The organism is Bradyrhizobium sp. CCBAU 11361, from assembly GCF_028128935.1.
Classification (GTDB): Bacteria; Pseudomonadota; Alphaproteobacteria; order Rhizobiales; family Xanthobacteraceae; genus Bradyrhizobium; species Bradyrhizobium niftali.
On the sequence record NZ_LBJZ01000188.1, the window covers coordinates 117488 to 135974 of the forward strand.

At 61.6% G+C, this 18487-nt stretch carries 17 protein-coding genes; 5 read left to right on the top strand and 12 right to left on the bottom strand.

Features of this window, described 5'->3' with window-relative positions:
- Positions 1 to 740 precede the first annotated feature (740 nt).
- From XI08_RS28895 to XI08_RS28950, 12 genes are all read right to left on the bottom strand, one after another.
- Positions 741 to 1658 (bottom strand): NADP-dependent oxidoreductase, encoded by a 918-nt coding sequence (locus XI08_RS28895; RefSeq protein ID WP_271576988.1) that lies wholly within the window; start codon positions 1656 to 1658, stop codon positions 741 to 743.
- 46 nt (positions 1659 to 1704) lie between these two features.
- Complete coding sequence (locus XI08_RS28900; protein WP_271576989.1) at positions 1705 to 2250, bottom strand: carboxymuconolactone decarboxylase family protein; 546 nt, start codon at positions 2248 to 2250, stop codon at positions 1705 to 1707.
- A 34-nt stretch (positions 2251 to 2284) separates the two neighbouring features.
- Positions 2285 to 2971, bottom strand: a complete 687-nt coding sequence (locus XI08_RS28905; protein WP_271576990.1) for a nitroreductase family protein — start codon at positions 2969 to 2971, stop codon at positions 2285 to 2287.
- Positions 2972 to 3066: 95 nt separating this feature from the next.
- Positions 3067 to 4053: an AraC family transcriptional regulator gene (locus tag XI08_RS28910; protein ID WP_271576991.1), complete on the bottom strand. Its 987-nt coding sequence runs from the start codon at positions 4051 to 4053 to the stop codon at positions 3067 to 3069.
- A 512-nt stretch (positions 4054 to 4565) separates the two neighbouring features.
- A complete protein-coding gene (locus XI08_RS28915) occupies positions 4566 to 5207 on the bottom strand; it encodes an HD domain-containing protein (RefSeq protein WP_271576992.1) in 642 nt (213 codons plus the stop codon).
- A gap of 262 nt (positions 5208 to 5469) precedes the next feature.
- Positions 5470 to 6444: a GlxA family transcriptional regulator gene (locus tag XI08_RS28920; protein ID WP_271576993.1), complete on the bottom strand. Its 975-nt coding sequence runs from the start codon at positions 6442 to 6444 to the stop codon at positions 5470 to 5472.
- Between the two features lie 85 nt (positions 6445 to 6529).
- Positions 6530 to 7090: a cupin domain-containing protein gene (locus XI08_RS28925; RefSeq protein ID WP_442869870.1), complete on the bottom strand. Its 561-nt coding sequence runs from the start codon at positions 7088 to 7090 to the stop codon at positions 6530 to 6532.
- Between the two features lie 31 nt (positions 7091 to 7121).
- Entirely contained in the window at positions 7122 to 7772 is a 651-nt protein-coding gene (locus XI08_RS28930; protein WP_271576994.1) for an HD domain-containing protein, read from the bottom strand.
- Positions 7773 to 7844: 72 nt separating this feature from the next.
- Positions 7845 to 8780 carry an NADP-dependent oxidoreductase gene (locus XI08_RS28935; RefSeq protein WP_271576995.1) on the bottom strand — a complete coding sequence of 312 codons (936 nt, stop codon included), beginning with the start codon at positions 8778 to 8780 and terminating at the stop codon, positions 7845 to 7847.
- A 440-nt stretch (positions 8781 to 9220) separates the two neighbouring features.
- A complete protein-coding gene (locus XI08_RS28940) occupies positions 9221 to 9760 on the bottom strand; it encodes a 4-hydroxylaminobenzoate lyase (RefSeq protein ID WP_271576996.1) in 540 nt (179 codons plus the stop codon).
- Between the two features lie 27 nt (positions 9761 to 9787).
- Positions 9788 to 10513 (bottom strand): nitroreductase, encoded by a 726-nt coding sequence (locus XI08_RS28945; protein ID WP_271576997.1) that lies wholly within the window; start codon positions 10511 to 10513, stop codon positions 9788 to 9790.
- On the bottom strand, positions 10489 to 11712 hold the full coding sequence (locus tag XI08_RS28950) for an ABC transporter substrate-binding protein (protein WP_271576998.1): 1224 nt from the start codon (positions 11710 to 11712) through the stop codon (positions 10489 to 10491). The genes XI08_RS28945 and XI08_RS28950 overlap by 25 nt, the downstream gene beginning before the upstream one ends.
- Before the next feature lie 218 nt (positions 11713 to 11930).
- Between XI08_RS28950 and XI08_RS28955 the strand changes: the two genes are divergently transcribed.
- The 5 genes from XI08_RS28955 to XI08_RS28975 all read left to right on the top strand — a co-directional run bounded on the left by XI08_RS28955 (position 11931) and on the right by XI08_RS28975 (position 18468).
- The gene (locus XI08_RS28955) at positions 11931 to 12947 is read left to right on the top strand and encodes a LysR family transcriptional regulator (RefSeq protein WP_271576999.1); all 1017 of its coding nucleotides are present in this window, start codon (positions 11931 to 11933) and stop codon (positions 12945 to 12947) included.
- Between the two features lie 377 nt (positions 12948 to 13324).
- Positions 13325 to 14254, top strand: a complete 930-nt coding sequence (locus XI08_RS28960; RefSeq protein WP_235885527.1) for a LysR family transcriptional regulator — start codon at positions 13325 to 13327, stop codon at positions 14252 to 14254.
- A gap of 123 nt (positions 14255 to 14377) precedes the next feature.
- Entirely contained in the window at positions 14378 to 15727 is a 1350-nt protein-coding gene (locus XI08_RS28965; protein ID WP_135173339.1) for an MFS transporter, read from the top strand.
- 18 nt (positions 15728 to 15745) lie between these two features.
- Positions 15746 to 17545: a CocE/NonD family hydrolase gene (locus tag XI08_RS28970; protein WP_271577000.1), complete on the top strand. Its 1800-nt coding sequence runs from the start codon at positions 15746 to 15748 to the stop codon at positions 17543 to 17545.
- Positions 17542 to 18468, top strand: coding sequence for a 3-keto-5-aminohexanoate cleavage protein (locus XI08_RS28975; protein ID WP_271577001.1), 927 nt, complete (start codon positions 17542 to 17544; stop codon positions 18466 to 18468). The genes XI08_RS28970 and XI08_RS28975 overlap by 4 nt, the downstream gene beginning before the upstream one ends.
- The last annotated feature ends 19 nt before the right edge of the window (positions 18469 to 18487 follow it).

Here is an 18487-nt window from a genome sequence, read left to right on the forward strand (position 1 = left end):
TATGCCGACCTCCGTTCTCCAGCACTGAGCTAGAATTAGGAATCGGCCCTGCTGGGGATCTCGATTTTCGAAGATGGGCCAATTTGCACCAGCTCCACCAAAAGGTCAGGGCGGGCTCGAGCCGTTCTGCACGCTGCAGCGCGCCACAATACGCTGCTCGCGGAAGCCTGTGGGATTCACGCACTGAAAGGGGTTAAGTGGAGTCCACAACTCGGGGCGGCGCTCTGATATGAGAGGAAGTGAGATCAGTCTCGCCAAACCACGCTAAAGTGCGCGATCGCAGCCGGCCGTACTACTCCCACTCTATCATTTCAAACGGCTTTTCGTCGTTGATTTGCCAGCGCAAATTTTCAAGTCTGACGGACAAATGCCGACGGCATACCCGCCGCAAATTTTCGGTCTTGAATTCACAGAATAATTTGGGCCGTTCGCACTCTCGGCGATTTCGTCACCTATCGGAGTCAATCGACTGATCAGCGCTACCTGCGTGGTCAAGACCGCCGCTACCGCCCTGGCCGGGCGTATGTTCAAATACCGTCAGAGATCAGGAGCGCGCTGGTCCGGTCGTTCGATGGCCCACGTGCCGTCGCCACCATCGTGCGACAGGAACGCGACCAGCTGGTGGGCTAACTATCGCACAATCGCATACTTCGCCTGGATCGTGCCAAGACACTCGCCACGATCCAGAAGCGGAGCGATAACACGCTGGAGAGGGCGGCCCTCCTCGTCCTACTAAGCGCTCACGATCGCACCTGAATAATCGTCTTGCCCTGGCGTCGCTGGGGCGAGTTGAAGGTGGCGACAGCATCGTCGAGGGAGGAGACCTTTCCGATGTTTGTCCGCAGTCTCCCGTCCCGCACCCTCTGGACGATCTCGATCAATTGACCACGATCCGCCTCCACAACGAAGTCGATAGCCAAACCGTCCAGCGGCCTAGCCTCCGCAGGACCGACGACAGTCACCAGCGTCCCTCCTGCCCTGACGAGGGCTGCAGACTGCTTCTGGATGTCGCCGCCGATGACGTCGAATGCGAGATCGACACCACCGACATCCTTGAGCGCATCGCTCTCCAGGTCGACGAATTCATTCGCGCCGAAGTCGAGCGCTTTCTGCCTGTCGGCCGCGCGTCCTGTTCCGATGACATAGGCGCCGGCCTCTCGCGCGAGCTGAACCACCATGGAACCAACCGCGCCCGCCGCGCCATGCGCAAGCACGCTCTGGCCTGCCTGAAGACGGCCGTGCTGAAAGAGCCCCTGCCACGCGGTTAAGCCAGAGATCGGAAGGCTCGCGCCCACCTTGAAATCAACATCACCCGGCAATGGCGCGAGATTGCGCGCCTCAATCGCAATAGATTCAGCGAGCGTGCCATCCCGATACCAGTCGGCAAGGCCGAATACGCGCTGCCCCACTGACAGTCCCGTAGTGCCGTAGCCAACAGCAGTGACTATGCCGGCAAATTCGTGCCCAGGAACCGATGGAGTTCGGTCTTGTTCGCGACGATCGGTCCACGTCGATGGCCACTCCAATTCCGTCGGAACGAAGCCCGATGCGCGAACCTCCACGACAACGTCGTTTATCGCAGGTCGAGGTTCGGGCCGTTCCGCCAACTTCATGCCGGCAAATCCGGCAGCCTGGTCCGTCACGATGATCGCTTTCATCTTGAATTTCCTTTCTGTGCGTCGTTTTCAGATTCACTCTCGCTGCTCAGATCGAGCCGGCGGATGCCACCGCGGGAAAGTCCTGGTCGGGATGGAAGACGTTGTTGAAGAAGTTCGTCAGCGAGTACATTGCCACAAGCGCGACGATCTCCATGATGTTCGCATCCGTGTAGCCGGCGTTGCGGACGGCTTGCACATCGACATCCGTGACATGGCCTCGGCTCTCGATGACCTTGCGTGCAAATTGGACGGCGGCATCCCGCTTCGGGTCAATGGCATGACCCATTCGGGCGAGAACAATGTCCTCGGCCGGCAGCTTGGCCATACGCTCCGCCGTGAAGCTGTGCACCGTCAGGCAGTAGTTGCAGCCGTCCACTTCGGAGACCGCGAGGCCGATGCTGTCGCGTGTCTTGACATCGAGCGCCTTGCTCAACGAGCCGAGCAGAGTGGCCCATGCGTTGAACGCGATCGGGCTTTGCGCGAAGGTCGCCATCATGTTTGGAGTGAACCCGATGTTCTTGGTGAACATATCGAGGGTCGGTTTTGAATCGGCCGGCAAGTTTTCCGACTTCAGAGCGGCAGCTCTGGCCATGATACTTCTCCTAAATGATCGATTTCAGGGTTGATTATGCGAAGTGCAGCACATCGGCCACGGGCAGGCGCGGCTTCTGCGGCCAGTTGCCAGGCCGCTCCGGCCCGACCGTCAGCAGCATGACCGGGATCTCGTCTTCGGCCAGAGCGAACTCTCTGTGGACGGTCTCCGCATCGAAACCGATCATCGGAGTCGAACCCAGGCCAAGCGAGCGGGCTGCATAGATGATGGCCGCGGAGCCGAAGGTCGCGGAGCGTACGGCCTCGTCGCGCTGCCGCTGCGGTTGATTGTCGTACAGGCCGCGCGCAGGCCCCTCCCATTCCGGCACTAGATGTGCCGACATGATTCCGGCTTCCACGACTGGCGCGAGTCGGTCAGGGACAGTGCTGGCATCGGCCAACTGGCCGATGATGATGAACGTAACGGCTGCTTCGGTGATTGCGGGCTGATTCCAGGCGATCGGACGCAGCCTCGCCTTTGCTTCGGGCGAGCGCACGGCGATGAAGCGCCAGTTCTGCAGATGGAAGGACGTCGGCGCCGATGTACCGATCCGCACGAGTTCACGGATCTGATCGTCGCTGAGCACGGCCGTGGCGTCGTAATATTTCGCAGCCCTGCGGGCCAGTATGGTTTCGATCACGGGATTCGTCGGCAGCGGCCGCGCGAGCGAACGGGAAGTTTCGGCCGCCGTCGCGGTAGCAGTTGTAGCGTTGTAGGTCATCGGGTGGCTCCCTCATCAAGTGATTACGGAGCCACAAATACCGCCGACGCTGGTATTTTCGAGCCTCAATTAACTCAAAATGATGCTCGAAAGGATCATTCTGGTGCTGTGGCGCTGCTCGTCGACTGCTCGGCGGCGTGCGCCAGATGGCGCCATTCCCCTGGTGTCATCCCCATCCTCTCAGCAAAGACACGTCGAAAAGCCGATATCGATTGATACCCAACCGCCTCGGCCACAGCTTCCGTGCTGATCTTTGGCTTCTTGAGCTCGTTCGCGGCCATACTCATGCGAAGATCGGTCAGCAGGTCGAGGGCGGAGCGACCTAACCTGTCCTGAAAGTGGCGCATGAATGTAGCGCGTGACATGCCGCATAACTCGGCCAGCTCGGGAAGCTTCCACTGCCTCGCCGGATCAGCGAACATCGCGGCCATGGCCGATGCCAATCTCGGATGCCCAGCAAGGGCCAACAAGCCGTCGGAGGATTTTCCGGCTTCGCTCGCGGCGCGGAGGACTAGCGTAAATAAGACCGAAGACAACGCGTTGAGAATGGCGCGTCCTCCAGCCCTGTCGGCTGCAGACTCCATCCGCATCAGGCCGACCAGCCCGGAAAGTTGACTCGATGCCGACGCGGTGTCCTCTCCTCGATCGCTTTTCATAGCCCGCACCACCAGATTTGCCGGCAGGTAGTTGCGGACCAACCGGTCATGGGGCGGCACCACAAAAAACCGCCCGCACAACAGATCCAATCGCTCGCCCGGTCCATCGTTCTCGCTCAACATCCATCCTGCGGAGCCCCTGCTTTCGTGTGTGCCGATTGGTTTTTTGCCGCTGCCGTCGTGCAGAACATGCGCCGAACCGTGAGGGAGCAGCACGACATCGCCGCTCCCAAGCTCCTGCACCGTTCGCGAGTCGGGATCCTCGAAAATGGCCCGGCCCTTGACTATGACATGGTAGGGGATTTCGTTCGCCCCAGCCTTGGGCCAGTTCACACGCCATGGTGCGCCGTACGCGCAGCGGACCTCGAGCTGGCCGGTAACGGTTATGATTTGCAGGAGATGACTCAACCAATCGACTTGAGACATGAGACCCTCGAGAACGTGAATTGCCTGCATAGGATATCAAGTTAGCGACGCGTTCGGCGAAAGGCTTGACGTTCCGCCGCGGCGAAGGCCAGGACGCACTTGCTGATTGTCTCCATATCGGCCGTGAGTTCAGTCATCATCAATATCCACATTGGATATGGGGTGCTCAGGGCACGTGCAGGAGGTCCGATGGCATGCTGCATGACGACCGGGCTCCTTCCCAACGGCAGCAACTTCCCTCCCGATGTTTCAAGCTGCTTGAACTCTCTCGAAATCGTTCGGCGGGGTCGGCACGGCCCCTTCTGGGCCTGTCGCCACTTTCCGCAAGACACCCTCAGTTGGAAATGACGCTCAACCCGAATATCGGCCGCGGCAGAGGCCGCCGTCTTTTATTCTCCGCGCGCGAAGCTGGGTCGGGCGGCGGTCAGCCGAGCGGCAGTCGCAGTCCGATTCTGTGGTGCCCCAACCGAGAGCTACGATCCGCGACCTTGCTGCGCTGGCAGCAACGACCTTCAGTTCGGCCATGCCGAGCCGAGGATGATCGAGCAGAAGTTTCCGCGCACATAGTCCATGTCCTTCAGCGCCAGTACGTCGGCTTTGACGTTTCCGAATGCCGTAAGAGGCTTCTTGATGATGCCGTTGGCGAAGTGATCGATGATGTTCTCCTTGAAGTTGGCCTCCCGCGGATGATGGACACAGACATGGTCCCGCTGCTCGTGCGTGAAGTCGTGGTAGGCGATACCAAGCACGTCCATTTCCACGCCGGCGGTCACCAGCGCGATGGTGGGACGCATGTGCTCGGGGATGCCGGGCGTCGTGTGCAGCGCGATGGCGGTCCAGACATCCTCGACGTCGCGTTCCGGCACGCCGTAGCTCTTCATGAAGTCGCGTGCGGTGTTGGCCCCGTCCACCTCGAAGCGCAGGTCGGGGCTCGAATACTTCTCGGTCAACCCCATGTCGTGGAACATGGCGCCCAGGTAGAGCAGTTCCGGGTCGTATTTCAAGTCGCGGCGCGCGCCTGTGAGCGCCCCCCAAAAGAAGACGCGGCGGCTGTGATTGTAGAGCAAATCGTCTTCGGTGTCGCGCACGAGCTGGGTCGCCGCGCGGGTGATGGCGCTGTCCGGCACGCGGATACCGGCAATGATCTCCGACATTGATGCTCTCCTTCGTTGGATCAGAATCGGGTGGCGTAAATCGCCAAGTGATGGCTGCGGATCGAGGATGGGTGGCTGTCGCTATTCGGCGGCGACATCCATCGGCGTAAGTCCGAGCGCCCTGGTTGTGCGTATTTTGCGGAGGAGCCTCGCGGCGGGCAACGCACACGATCCTATGGATCAGGACAGCCGCACCTTGTTTGCTGCCAACAAGCGGTCAGACCATTTGCAACGGCAGTGGCTTCCTCGGAGCGGTCACGCTCTATGCCGTCTCTGTCCGCCGGAAGCTCGCGCGATATTGCACCGGTGTGACGCCAAGGCGGGTGCTGAAGACGATTCTCATCCGGTCCGCCGACCCGAAGCCGCAATCGAAGGCGACTGCCTTCAGCGGCCGGTCGCTTCCTTCCAGCATCATGCGAGCCGCGTCGACACGTGCGCGCTCGACGAACTCGTGCGGTGTGATACCGGTCACCTGCACAAAATGCCGCGCCAGATTCCGGGGACTCATCCCGACGACAGCAGCAAGCGACTCCAGCGTGTGACGATCCCCGATTCTGGCCATGACATGGTCCTGGATGCGTGCGATTGGTGATTCCGGATCGGCGGGGGCCGTCAGATAGGGACTGAACTGCGACTGTCCGCCCTGGCGCTGGGCCACCACGACCAGCCGCTTGGCGACCTTGAGCGCTGTTTCCGGGCCGTGCCGCTGCAACACGAGCGCCAAACCCAGATCTATCCCGGCAGTCACACCGGCGGCGGTGATCAACCGTCCATCCCGCACATAGATCAAGTCAGGTTCGACTCTTGCCTTGGGAAATCTCGCGGCTAGCGACTGCGCATCCTGCCAATGGGTTGTGACACGCCGATCGTCGAGAAGACCGGCATAGCCAAGCACGAAGGCCCCGGTGCAGATCGATCCATACACGCTTGAGCGCCACGGCAACTGCTTGACCCACTCGACCAGGGAGGGCTCTGGTTCCGCTTCCGGTGGCGTCGGCGCACCCGCCACCAATATGATGTCGAAACCGCCTGTCGCCTCCTCGAAGGTCAGGTCCGCCATTAGCCTTAGGCCATTCGATGCCCGCAGCGGATTGCGGTGAGCGGCGATTAACACTGTTTCATAGCGATCGGAATTGTCGAGAAACGTGTTCGCCTCGCTGAACACATCGAGGGGCCCGGCCACGTCCAAAGCCTGGACCCCCTCGTAGACGACGATCGCGACAGCTTGTACCGGCACTCCTTACTGCCTCTCCAGTCTGGCGCCTCATTATGCATGTCGTCCGCACACTGCAAAGGGTCTGGTGCGATCTGGGACAAACCAATTATCGCGACCCTGGCGCCTTGTCTGGCGTCGTCAAGGCATCGTGCTTGGCATCGACGACGAAAACCGCGAGTAAACTGGCGGGCTCCGTTTCGCTCGCGTTCTCACTAATCGTGTGATGTGAACCCGGCATCTCGTAAAACGCCTCGCCTTGATGGTAGACCTTTGGCGGGTCATTATCGACCTGGCTGCGGATGGCCCCCGAGAGCACATAAGCGTAGATAAATGCCGACGCTGCGTGGTGATGAGGCAGCGATTTAGCCGCGGGCGGATAACTCACAAGGACAGAAACCAATCTCTTTCCTTCGACGTTCGGGAGTGCGTGCTCGAAGACAACCTTCACTTGCTCCCGGTCCTGGGCGATCGCGGGAGAGGCTGCCAGAACGATCGCTGTTGCTAGCAGTGGGACGGCGGCCGATCGCAGTGCTCTTCTGGTTAGCAGCCCGGTGATCTCGTAACCCTTTGTGTCGATCGAAAAGGCGCTCAGACCTAGCCAGCGAAGAAAGGCAGGTGCCTGGACGCCGGCAATTCGCCCGTAGGCGGATGTCAGTTCCTGGGGCATGGCATGTACCCTTTTTTGATGTTGAGCGTCGTCATGGAGAATCCGGCAAGGGAGATGCAGCAATCAGATCGCACGCGTTGGGGCTCTTGAAGTCCGGGATAAAACGCTCGCAGACGGCAGAGTTGACCGTGCCGTAGGTGGTCGCGGGCTTGTGCGCAAAGCCCGCGAAATACTCCTGAATAAAGCCATTTTTGAAATTCGTTCGCGGGTACCTGGCGATGATGTCCTGAAGGACTTCCGCGGGAAACTGCTCGAAGCCCACCCCGATCACATCGAGAAGAACACCTGAATTGAGGAGCGCAACTTCCGGGCCCATATACTTCGGGATGCCGGGCGTGGTGTGCAGCGCGATTGCCTCCCAGACGGTCTGCACCTGATCTTCAGGGATATTGTGGGTGCTGAGGAACTGACGGGCGGCATTTGCGCCATCAACTTCGAAGCGCTCGTCCGGGCTCGAGAACTTCTTGATGAGACCGAGATCGTGAAATGCTGCGGCGATGTAAAGGAGTTCAGGGTCAAAGCGGAGCTTTCTCTGATGCCCCTGCTCAGCCGCGAACAGATAGACGCGGATCGAGTGATTAAACAGCAGATCGGTTGAATTCTCACGTAGGACATCTGTCGCCTCTTTCGCGAGAAAGGAATCGGGAATGAGGGGAGCACGGGCGAGATTTCGCGTGGTCATTTGATGTTTCCTTTCAAGAGCGGCCGAAGTGCAGGCGACACACAATGGCTCGCGAGCCCAACGCCTGGTGGTTCAACTCGAAGTAACCGCGAGCACGATTTTTCCTTTCGGCTGGGACCGTACGCGCTCCAGCATCAAATGAGCTTCACGCGCGTCCGCGAGGGGCAGGACAGCCCCTACCTTTGTTCGCAGCTTTCCATCATCAACAAGACGGGCGATCTGCATCAGATATCGGCTCGTGATGTTGACGAGGAAGAACCTCGCTTCAACCCCGTGGCGCTTTGCAAGATCCTGATTCGGGTTGGAAACCGCGGAGATCAGCTTGCCGCCGCGGCGGAGGACCTCGAACGAACGGCTTTGCGTTTCACCGCCGACCAGATCGATGACGGCGTCCGCCTCGCGAACCTGCTCCTCAAACCGTTGAGCGCGATAGTCGATCACGGCATCTGCGCCCAGCCCGCGCACCAATGGAATATCATGAGCTGCGGCGGTCGCGATGGTCTGGAGACCCGCGCGCCGCGCCAATTGAACCGCATAGGACCCGACGTTCCCTGCCGCTCCGTGGATGACCACCTTTTGGCCTCCCTTAAGCTGGGCCTGATCAAACAGCGCCTGCCATGCGGTGACGGCAATGACAGGAACAGAAGCGGCTTCAACGTGGGTCAGCGAAGCGGGCTTGTTGGAGACCATTCCGGCAGAAGCCAAAGCGTATTCGGCGTAGGCCCCGACAAACCTCGAATTCGTAACGCCATAAACCTGATCTCCCACGCGCAGATCGGAAACGCCTGGGCCCACGCCGACGACTTCACCCGAAAGGTCAGAGCCCGACGTGAGAGGGAGCGGTTGCGGCAAAGCGCTCTTTCCGGCCCGGATCCATCCATCCCACGGCCCGACCCCTGCGGCTTCAACCTTAACCAGCACTTCGCCAGGGCCGGGTGCCGGCCGCGGGACGTGCTCCAATTTCATGACCTCAGGTGGCCCAAACTCGTGGACACGCCAGGCCATCATTGTTGAACGAGCTCGCTCGTGACTGGCCTGAGGATTGACGATGCCGGGTCCATCTCACTCGCTCCCTTCCGCTCGCCATGACTACCGCCCGCGCTCGTCCTGAAGAGTGCAATGGGCGGAGCCTATCGCCAATCGGATTGGCGGATGGCTCTGCCCCATATGTCGCAATCGATCCTGCTTGGGACAACAAACAGCATCCTTTGGATCAGGACAGGCGTACGTCGTTTCCCGACAACGCCGGTCGATGGGCCCGGCTCTGACCGATAGCCCCCGGCCGCTTTCGGACGGCCGGCTGGCTAGAATTCGGATCGCGCGGAATCGGATACTGGTCCCAGACATCCACGTAGCGTCCATGGACTTTCGGTTGGCAGATCCAGACGAGCGTGTTCGGCACCGCGGCCATCCTTGTCGTACACCGGCAGCGAACGATGGCTCGGCCGTCAGGCCGGAGCCTTGAAATCGTACGAGATGCGTCCGGCTGGCAGATAGAACAGAGCGATGACAGCGCCACCTCTCACCTCCGGATAGTGCCGGCTGCCAGGGTCGGGCGCCGTCCAGCCTGGCCCTTGCCAACCCTGCAATCCCTTCAACTCCGCGCCTTTGTTCAGGGGCACGACGAGGTTGAGCTCGCCATAGGGGTGGCCGTGATACTGGCCACGGAGCACGTCGCTATCATCCTCGTCCTTGAAGCGACGCGGATCGGCGCTGTTCATGTACACGGCGGTGATGCTGAACTGGAACGTCTCGGGAGTTGGCTCCAGGATACGGCTGCGCCGGTAATTCGGGCCCTCGACCTCCTGGTTCGCCGCCCAGCCCTCCTCAACTCCGATTTTGATGAGCCGGCTCAGATCCTGGTAGAGCGAGCTTTGCTCGCCATATTTCTCGTTGAGCCAGCGCTCCATCTCGGCGCCGGGCGTCATATCCTTGATCTCCCGCAAGAACGGAATACTGCCCTGAATTAGCTCTTCCCGGCTTCCCATGGTCCTGTCCTCCTTCTCGATTGGATCTCACGCTTCAAATCCCGCAAACGTGGCGAACTCGTCGACGTCCGCACGCGGCATCAATCTTTCCGCCCCCACAACCCTGGCACGGCCGATCGAAACGCCGCACACCACCATTTGCTCCGCCGGGATCGACAGCAGCGGACGGAGGATCCGGTGATACTTCGAGAACGTCTCCTGCGGGCAGGACTGAAGCCCACGCCCTGCCGCTGCCAGCATTACGTTCTGCACGAACATTCCGAGGTCGAGCCAGCTTCCGACCTCCAGACGACGGTCGATGGTTACGATCAGTCCTACCGGCGCGCCGAAGAATGTGTAGTTTTTCGCGGTCTGCCGTGCCCGGGCCACGGAATCGGCCTGCGCGATCCCGAGTGCGCCGTAGAACAATTGACCGAACTGCTGTCGCCGCCTGAGGTACGGCTCGGGCAAGTCGCTGGCGTAATATTTGTATTCCGACACGTGCTCATCGCGCGACGTCTGGTGCGCCTCCAGCAGCGCCGCCGACACCCTGTCCTTGACCGCGCCCGTGAGCACATAGACGTGCCAGGGCTGGATGTTCGCTCCACTTGGTGCGAACCGGGCTGCGCTGAGAATCTGCTCGACGGTCCGCCGCGGGACCGGATCGTCGCAGAATTCGCGGCACGCGGTTCGGCCCATCATGATCTCGTCGATGCTTCTATGGGCAAGGGGCACTACGGTTTCGCCGGTCACGGCTTCTTCAGGAGCGGACATCCTCCCTCCTCCATCGGCCTGAACGCTTCTTCCCCAGGAATGGTCGCGAGTAACTCGTAGTAATCGAACCTGTATTTCGACTCTTCCGGCGACTTGACGCGGAAAAGATACATATCGCGGATCAGCCGTCCGTCCTCGCGAATGCGGCCGATCCTCGTCATGAAATCGTTCACCGGCATTTCGCGCATCTTGGCGGCCACCGTCGGTCCATCCAGCGTGTCTGCCGCTTCGATTGCCCGCAGATAGTGCATCACCGCACCATAGGTGCCGGCGTGGATCATGGTCGGGACCTTCTGCGTCTTCTCGATGAAACGCTTCGACCACGCCCGCGTCCCATCGTTGAGATCCCAATAGAATGCCGAACTGAGCATCAGGCCCTTGGCATTCTGCAATCCAAGACTATGGATGTCGGCAATGAAGACGATCAGGCCGGCAAGCTTTTGTTGACGCGTGATTCCGAACTCTCCGGCCTGCTTGACCGCGTTGATGAAATCACCCCCAGCATCGGCGAGTGCGATCACGTCCGCGTTTGAAGACTGCGCCTGCAGCAGGAAGGAAGAGAAATCGGGCGTGTTGACTGGATGCTTGACTGCGCCGACGACCTTGCCGCCGGTCGCCTCGATGACCTTGCGGCTGTCGGCCTCGAGCTGCGCGCCGAGCGAATAGTCTGCCGAGAGAAAGAACCAGCTCTTTGCGCCAAGACGTGAGATCGCCTTGGCCGTGCCCTGCGACAGAGCATAGGTATCGTAGGTCCAGTGAATACCCGTCAGCGAGCACTCGTCACCTGTCAGGCGCGACGTTGCCGCGCCTGTGGCGAGAAACAGCTTTTTCTTGTCACGCGCAATGCCTTGGACCGCGAGCGCAACTGCGGAATTCGGCACGTCAAGGATCGCCTCGACGCCCTCGTTGTCGAGCCAGCGCCGTGCGATCGCCGCACCGACGTCCGCCTTGTTCTGGTGGTCGCTGGCGACGATCTGGATCGATCGCCCGAGCACCTTGCCCCCAAAATCGTCAACAGCCATCTGCGCCGCGACCACCGACCCCTGGCCGCCGTTGTCGGCGTAAAGGGAGGACATGTCGGTCATGACACCGAGCTTGACAGGAGCATCCTGCGCAACTGCCGATGTCCCAAGAAGCGCCGACGCAACCATCGCAACGACCATCTTGCGTTTGACACCCGACATCTCGCTGGATCTCATTGCGACCCTCCTCCAGACAGGCGACGGGAATAATGACGGGATCGGACAGCGACGGAAGTGAAACCTTCGCAGATCTGTCCTGAACCGGCTTCAGATTGGTCGCACCGGCGACAGCATGTCTCCGTTAGCTCCGCGGTTGCGTCCAGCGTGTACCTGGCTTTAACTGGATTCCACCGCGGCATGCGCGCACGCGGCTGGCTGCCAACAGGATCCTCGTCGTGCCCGTTTCTTTCAAGACATTGGACTTGAATCTGCTCAAGGTGTTCGACGCCGTTATGGAGGAACGCAGCGTGCTGCGCGCCAGCCAGAAGGTTGCGCTGACCCAGTCCGCCGTGAGTCATTCGCTTGCCCGACTTCGCGAGATGCTGGAGGACGAACTCTTCGTGCGCACGGCCACGGGCATGCAACCCACGGCGCGCGCGCTGACGATGGCGCCGCAGGTTCGTGAGGCTCTGCGAACCCTTGAGGCCGCGGTCGAGCTGCCGACCTTCGTCCCGGCAACGTCCACCAAGCAGTTCACGCTCGCCGCCAACGACTTCACGACGATGGTCCTGGCATCTCCGCTCCTGAAACTACTCGGCCGAGAGGCGCCGTCCATTGACCTGACCATCAAGCCCGTGACCCGAATCGACCTTGCCGAGCAGATCGATCTCGGTCGCATCGACGTGGCTATCGGCGTCTTCTCGGTCCCTCCGAGCCGCTTCCGCACGTCGCTGTTATTCGAATATGACGACGTGCTCATTGTCGGCGGAAAGCGTAAACTCGGCCGGCTTGACAAAGCAAAGCTTGCGCGCCTGTCGCTGGTCGTCGTCTCCTTTGGCGGCGAGCAGGAGGGCGCCATCGGCGGATTCATCTCGGAGCGAGGTCTCGCCCGGCGCTCGGAAATGTATGACCGCGCGGCGCTCGAGCGGGCGCTCTCGGAAAGCGACCGCCCGCCGCGGATCGCGGTCTCATTGCCGCATTTTCTTGCGCTCCCCGCGCTGCTCCAGGATTCCGAACTGGCAGCCATTGTCCCGCGTCCGCTGGCAAGGGCGCTCGAGCAAAATCATTCGATTGCGACCTACGAGCTGCCCTACACCACAACCCCTGTCGAAGCCCGGCTGTTGTGGCATGAACGCGTCGAGGGTGAACCATCGCACGACTGGCTTCATGAAATCCTCCGACGCGCGGCCGAGGACCTCCGACATGGGCCCCAGGGAATTGCGGCGCCCCTATCGAGCCCCCATCGCGCCTAACGTCGGAATCCAGCGCTCGCCGTCGAAACGTTGCGGCCTCAGCGCCTTGATCAGGCGATAGTCGTCAGGGCTTGAGCTAACGGTGATACCGGGAATCAGCCCAGGAACGGCCACATCTTTCATCGTTGTGGCTAGCTTCATCAAATTCTTCGGTGAAATGTCGTCACTCGCCGATGAGCCCAATCTGATACCGTCTGAGATGGCGAGACCGAAGGCCAATGTTGGCGCGTTTCCGATCATAACGAGTAGACATTTTCAAGCGAAACGCCGAAGCTGTAGGAGGTACGCGGCAGGGGCCCAGGAACGGATTGTATGAGCAACTCTCGGCGTCCATCCGCGATTGGCCGATGACTGGATAGTGACACGCCCTCTTGATCATGAACATCAAGCAGCTTCGCTTTTTTCTTCAGATCGCCGAGCTTGGAAGTGTGACGCGTGCGGCGACCTTGCTGCACATCGCACAGCCTGCGCTGTCCCGTCATGTGCGCCAGCTTGAGGAAGAACTCGGAGTTGCGCTGTTCCAGCGCTCCGATCGCGGAGTTGCCTTGACCAGCGCCGGGATGCTGTTGCGCGATCGCGCCGTTGGCCTCCTGCAGCACGTTGACCGGGTGCGGCAGGAGGTGCGCGACGAATTCAACGAGCCGAGCGGCGAGGTGACGGTGGCGATGCCGCCATCCATGCTCGAACTCGTGACATTACCGTCGGTCGCCCGATATCGGGAGCGTCACCCGGGCGTGCTGCTGCGCGTCATCGAGGGCATCAGCGGCGTCCTGAATGCCTGGTCGATGGTTCACCTCGGAAAGGCTGACCTGGCGGTCGTGACCAATGTCGAGCCGCTGGCAACACTCGATAGCACGGAGTTCCTGCGTGAGCCGCTGTGCCTGATTGGCCCCAGATCCGCCGGTCTCGATCCGGCTGCGCCGGTTGCGCTCGAGGAGATGGCGACGAAGTCGTTGATCGTCCCCGGACGACCAAACAGCCTTCGGCTGATCCTTGAAACAGCAATGGCCGAGCGGAAAATCCCGCTTGATGTCGCGTTCGAGGGAAACTCTCCGACCCTGATCATGCTCGCGGTCGAAGCCGGGCTCGGCTTCGCCACTCTGCCGTTTTGCTCGGCCTACCGCTTCCTCCGCGAGGGGCGCGTCAGCCTCGCACCGATCCGGCACCTCGATGTGTCGTGGGCGCTCGTCCAGTCGCGCGAACAGCCCTTGTCGGCGGCCGGAGAGCAGCTGAAGGCGACGCTGCGCGAGACCATCGCCACCCAGATCGCCTCCGGCAGCTGGACAATGGCGAAGCTGCTGCCCTGACCGCCGTGGTCAGCATCGCGTTATGACCGTCATGCCGAGATAGTATTTCCTGCGGCAAGCTGCGGACCGGTATCCCCTCGCTCGAGACGACGTCAAGAAATTCGTCCGACAGGGAGACCGGCCATGAAGCAGCCTTCGGCAGCTGAGACGACCACGGTAGATGCGCGCCCGCTGGACTGGGTCCGCGACATCACCCCGTATCAATGGCGCGTCTTTGCGGTGGTGTGGCTGGGCTGGATTCTCGATTCCACCGATTTCGGGCTGTTCTCCTTCGTGTTGCGCCCGGCGCTCTCTGAGCTGCTCGGCAACCAAGCGAACCTTGCCGAGCTTGGCCGAATCGGCGGTCTGCTCAGCATGGTCGGCCTGTTGGGTTGGGCCCTTGGCGGCTTCGTGTTCGGGATCGTGGCTGACTATGCCGGCCGGCTGCGGACATTGGCCATCAGCATCCTGATCTTCAGCGTGTTCACCGGCCTGCAAGGGTTCGCACAGACACCGCTACAGCTCGGTATCTACCGCTTTCTCGCCGGCGTCGGCGCAGGCGCCGAGATTATCGTCGGAATCCCCCTGCTCGCGGAGGCGCTGTCCGGGCCTCACCGCGCCAAGGTCACCGGGATCATGATGACCGGCGGCGCGTTCGGCAGCCTGCTCGGGGCATCCGTGTACGGCCTGCTCGCGCCTCTCGGCTGGCGCTACGTGTTCGCAGCGGGCATCGCACCAGCACTGCTGCTGTTCCTGCTCCGCCGCGGCGTGGCCGAACCGGAGTCGTTTGCCGCGGTGCAGGCGCGGCGCTCGCGCGCCAGGCTCGCCGGAGCCGGCGTGTCGGATGCGGATCGCGAATTTCTTCGGTTCGTTCCGATGCAGCTCTTTGGACGCAAGCTGATCTTCAACACCATCATCGGACTGATGTTTTGCCTCGGCACGCTACTGTCGATCTGGACGAGCCTGATCTGGCTGCCCACGATCCAGAGCCTGATGCTGGAGAAGGACGCGATCAACGGCGCCGAGGCGATCGCGATCGTCAGCCATAATATGCAGCTCTGGAGCATCGGGGGCATCCTCGGTTACGCGACATTCGGCTTTATTGCCGACCGGATCGGCCGCCGCGCCACCATCGCCTTCTACAACCTCGGAACGCTGGCCGTCGGCCTCTACCTCTACTTCGGTGTCGACCACCACGCCCTCTATCCCTACCTGCTGCCGCTGTTCGGCTACTTCGTCTGGGGCGTGTTCTCCGGCCACGCCATCTACGTGCCGGAGCTCTTCCCGACGCACGTTCGAGCCACTGCATTGTCGTTCTGCAACGGGACCGGACGCATCATTACGAGCTTCGGACCGCTTGTCGCGGGCCTGCTGGTCGCGCCGTTCGGCGGAAATTTCAGCAAGGCGGCCGGCGTGATGACCTGCTTTGCGCTGCTCAGCCTGCTCGCGGTCACCATCGGCCGCGAGACCAGGGACGACGCGCTGCCGCAATAGACCGGAAAGGACAATCGAATGCGAGGGAGTGAAGAGATGTCGCTGATGGAGCAGCCCGTTGCAGCCGATCCTCACCGGGTCGAGCGGCGGGACGGCATGATCGTCGAATGGGACCTGCCGATCGCGATGGATGACGGGGTCGTGCTGCGGGCAGATGTGTTTCGCCCGCCGGGCAGCGCCGCCTGCCCGGTCATCATGAGCTACGGGCCTTACGCCAAGGGTTTGTCGTTTCAGCAGGGCTATCCCTCGGCGTGGCAGCAGATGGTCGAGCAATTCCCGGAGGTCACGCATGGATCGAGCGGCCTCTATCAAAACTGGGAAGTCGTCGATCCCGAACGTTGGGTGCCGGATGGCTACGCCTGCGTGAGGGTCGACGGACGCGGTGCCGGGCGGTCGCCCGGTCACATCGAGCCCTGGTCAGGACGCGAGAGCCGCGACTTCTACGCCTGCATCGAGTGGGCCGCGGCGCAGCCCTGGTCAAACGGCAAGGTCGGCCTCAACGGCATTTCCTATTACGGCATGAACCAATGGCAGGTGGCGTCGCTGCGCCCGCCTCACCTCGCGGCGATCTGCGTCTGGGAAGGCGCGGCCGATTTCTATCGCGACGTCAGCCATCACGGCGGCATCTATTGCACGTTCCTCGCCAACTGGTACCGCCAGCAGGTCACGTCGGTCCAGCATGGCCTCGGTCGCCGCGGCCCACGCAGCGTCGTCACCGGCGATCTGGTCTGCGGTCCGGAGACGCTGGACGCCGATGAACTCGCGGCACGCTGTAGCGATCTCGGTGAAGACGTCTATTCCCGTCCGCTCTGGGATCTGTTTTACCAGGAGCGGTCCGCGCAGTGGGACCAGATCGATGTGCCCTTGCTGTCCGCAGCCAATTGGGGCGGCAACGGGTTGCACCTGCGCGGCAATGTCGAGGGGTTCCTCCGCGCTGCGTCCAAACACAAATGGCTGGAAGTCCACGGCCGCGAGCACTGGACCGAGTTCTACACGAACTACGGCGTAGACGTTCAAAAGCGCTTCTTCGACCATTTCCTCAAGGGCGAAGCCAATGGATGGGACAAGGAGCCGCCGGTCCGGCTCTGGGTGCGCCACGTCGATCGCTTCGAGCCGCGCAGCGAACAGCAATGGCCGATTGCGCGCACCGAGTGGCGCAAGCTGTTCCTCAATTGCAGCAACCTGGTCCTGCTCCCCTATCAACCCGAGCTGCAGGCAAGCCACAGCTACGCCGGGCTGGGCGACGGTGCCACATTCCTGCTCCCGGCGCAGGATCGCGAGCTGGAGATCACCGGCCCGCTTGCGGCAAAGCTGTTCGTCTCTTCTGAGACCACCGACGCCGACCTTTTCCTGGTGCTCCGGCTGTTCTCGCCCGACATGAAGGAGGTGGTATTCCAGGGCGCGCTCGATCCGCACACGCCGATCGCGCAAGGCTGGCTGCGCGCCTCGCATCGCAAGCTCGATCCACGGCAATCGACGGTCTATCGGCCCTATCATCCGCATGACGAGATCGAGCCTCTGCAACCGGGCCGCATCTACGAGCTCGACATCGAGATCTGGCCGACCTCGATCGTCGTGCCGGCGGGTTACCGGCTGGCGCTCACCGTGCGCGGCAAGGACTACGAGTATTCCGGCCCATCGGCCCGCCTTTCCAATATCCGCAACGAGATGCGCGGCTGCGGACCGTTCCTGCACGACGATCCCCGCGATCGGCCGGCCTCCATCTTCGGCGGCAGGGTGACTTTGCACGCCGGACCCGCCTGCCCTTCACACCTGCTCGTGCCGATCGTGCCAGCCAAAGCGAACACCGCGCCATGACGTCGAAAGTCATCATCACCTGCGCCATCACAGGGGCGATCCACACCCCTTCCATGTCGCCCCATTTGCCGATCACGCCGGATCAGATCATCGATGAGGCCGTCGCCGCCAGCGAGGCGGGAGCCGCCATCCTGCATCTGCATGCGCGCGATCCCGAAACCGGAAAGCCCGATCAGACCCCGGAAGGCTTTGCCAGGTTCCTGCCCCGCCTCAAGCAGCGCTGCGGTGCGGTGATTAACCTCACCACGGGCGGCAGCCCCTACATGAAGGTCGAGGAGCGGGTGCAACCTGCGGCCCGCCTCAAGCCGGAAGTCGCCTCGCTCAACATGGGCTCCATCAATTTCGGACTCTTCCAGCTGCTTGACCGTTACAACGACTTCAAATTCGAATGGGAACGCCAGCATCTGGAAGCAACGCGCGATCTCGTGTTCCGCAATTCGTTCAAGGACATCGAATACATCCTAGAGACTTGCTACGGCAGCGACACAAGGTTCGAGTTCGAGTGCTACGACATCGGGCATCTCTACAATCTCGCGCATTTTCTTGACCGTGGGCTGGTGCGTCCGCCGCTGTTCGTGCAGTCGGTGTTCGGCATTCTCGGCGGCATCGGCACCCACCCCGAAGACGTGATGCACATGAAGCGGACAGCCGACCGGCTGTTTGGCGCTCAGTATCGTTGGTCGGTGCTGGGTGCCGGATCCGCACAAATGCGAATTGCGGCAATGGCCGCCGCCATGGGCGGTCACGTCCGCGTAGGGCTTGAGGATTCGCTTTGGTCCGGCAAAGGCCGCCTGGCGCGATCCAATGCCGAGCAGGTCACCCTCGCCCGCAAGATCATCGAGGGCCTCGGACTGGAGGTCGCAAGCGCCGACGAAGCCAGGGACATGCTCGCGCTCAAAGGTGCGGCGCGCGTGGCGTTCTAGCGCGGTGCGGCAAGCAACA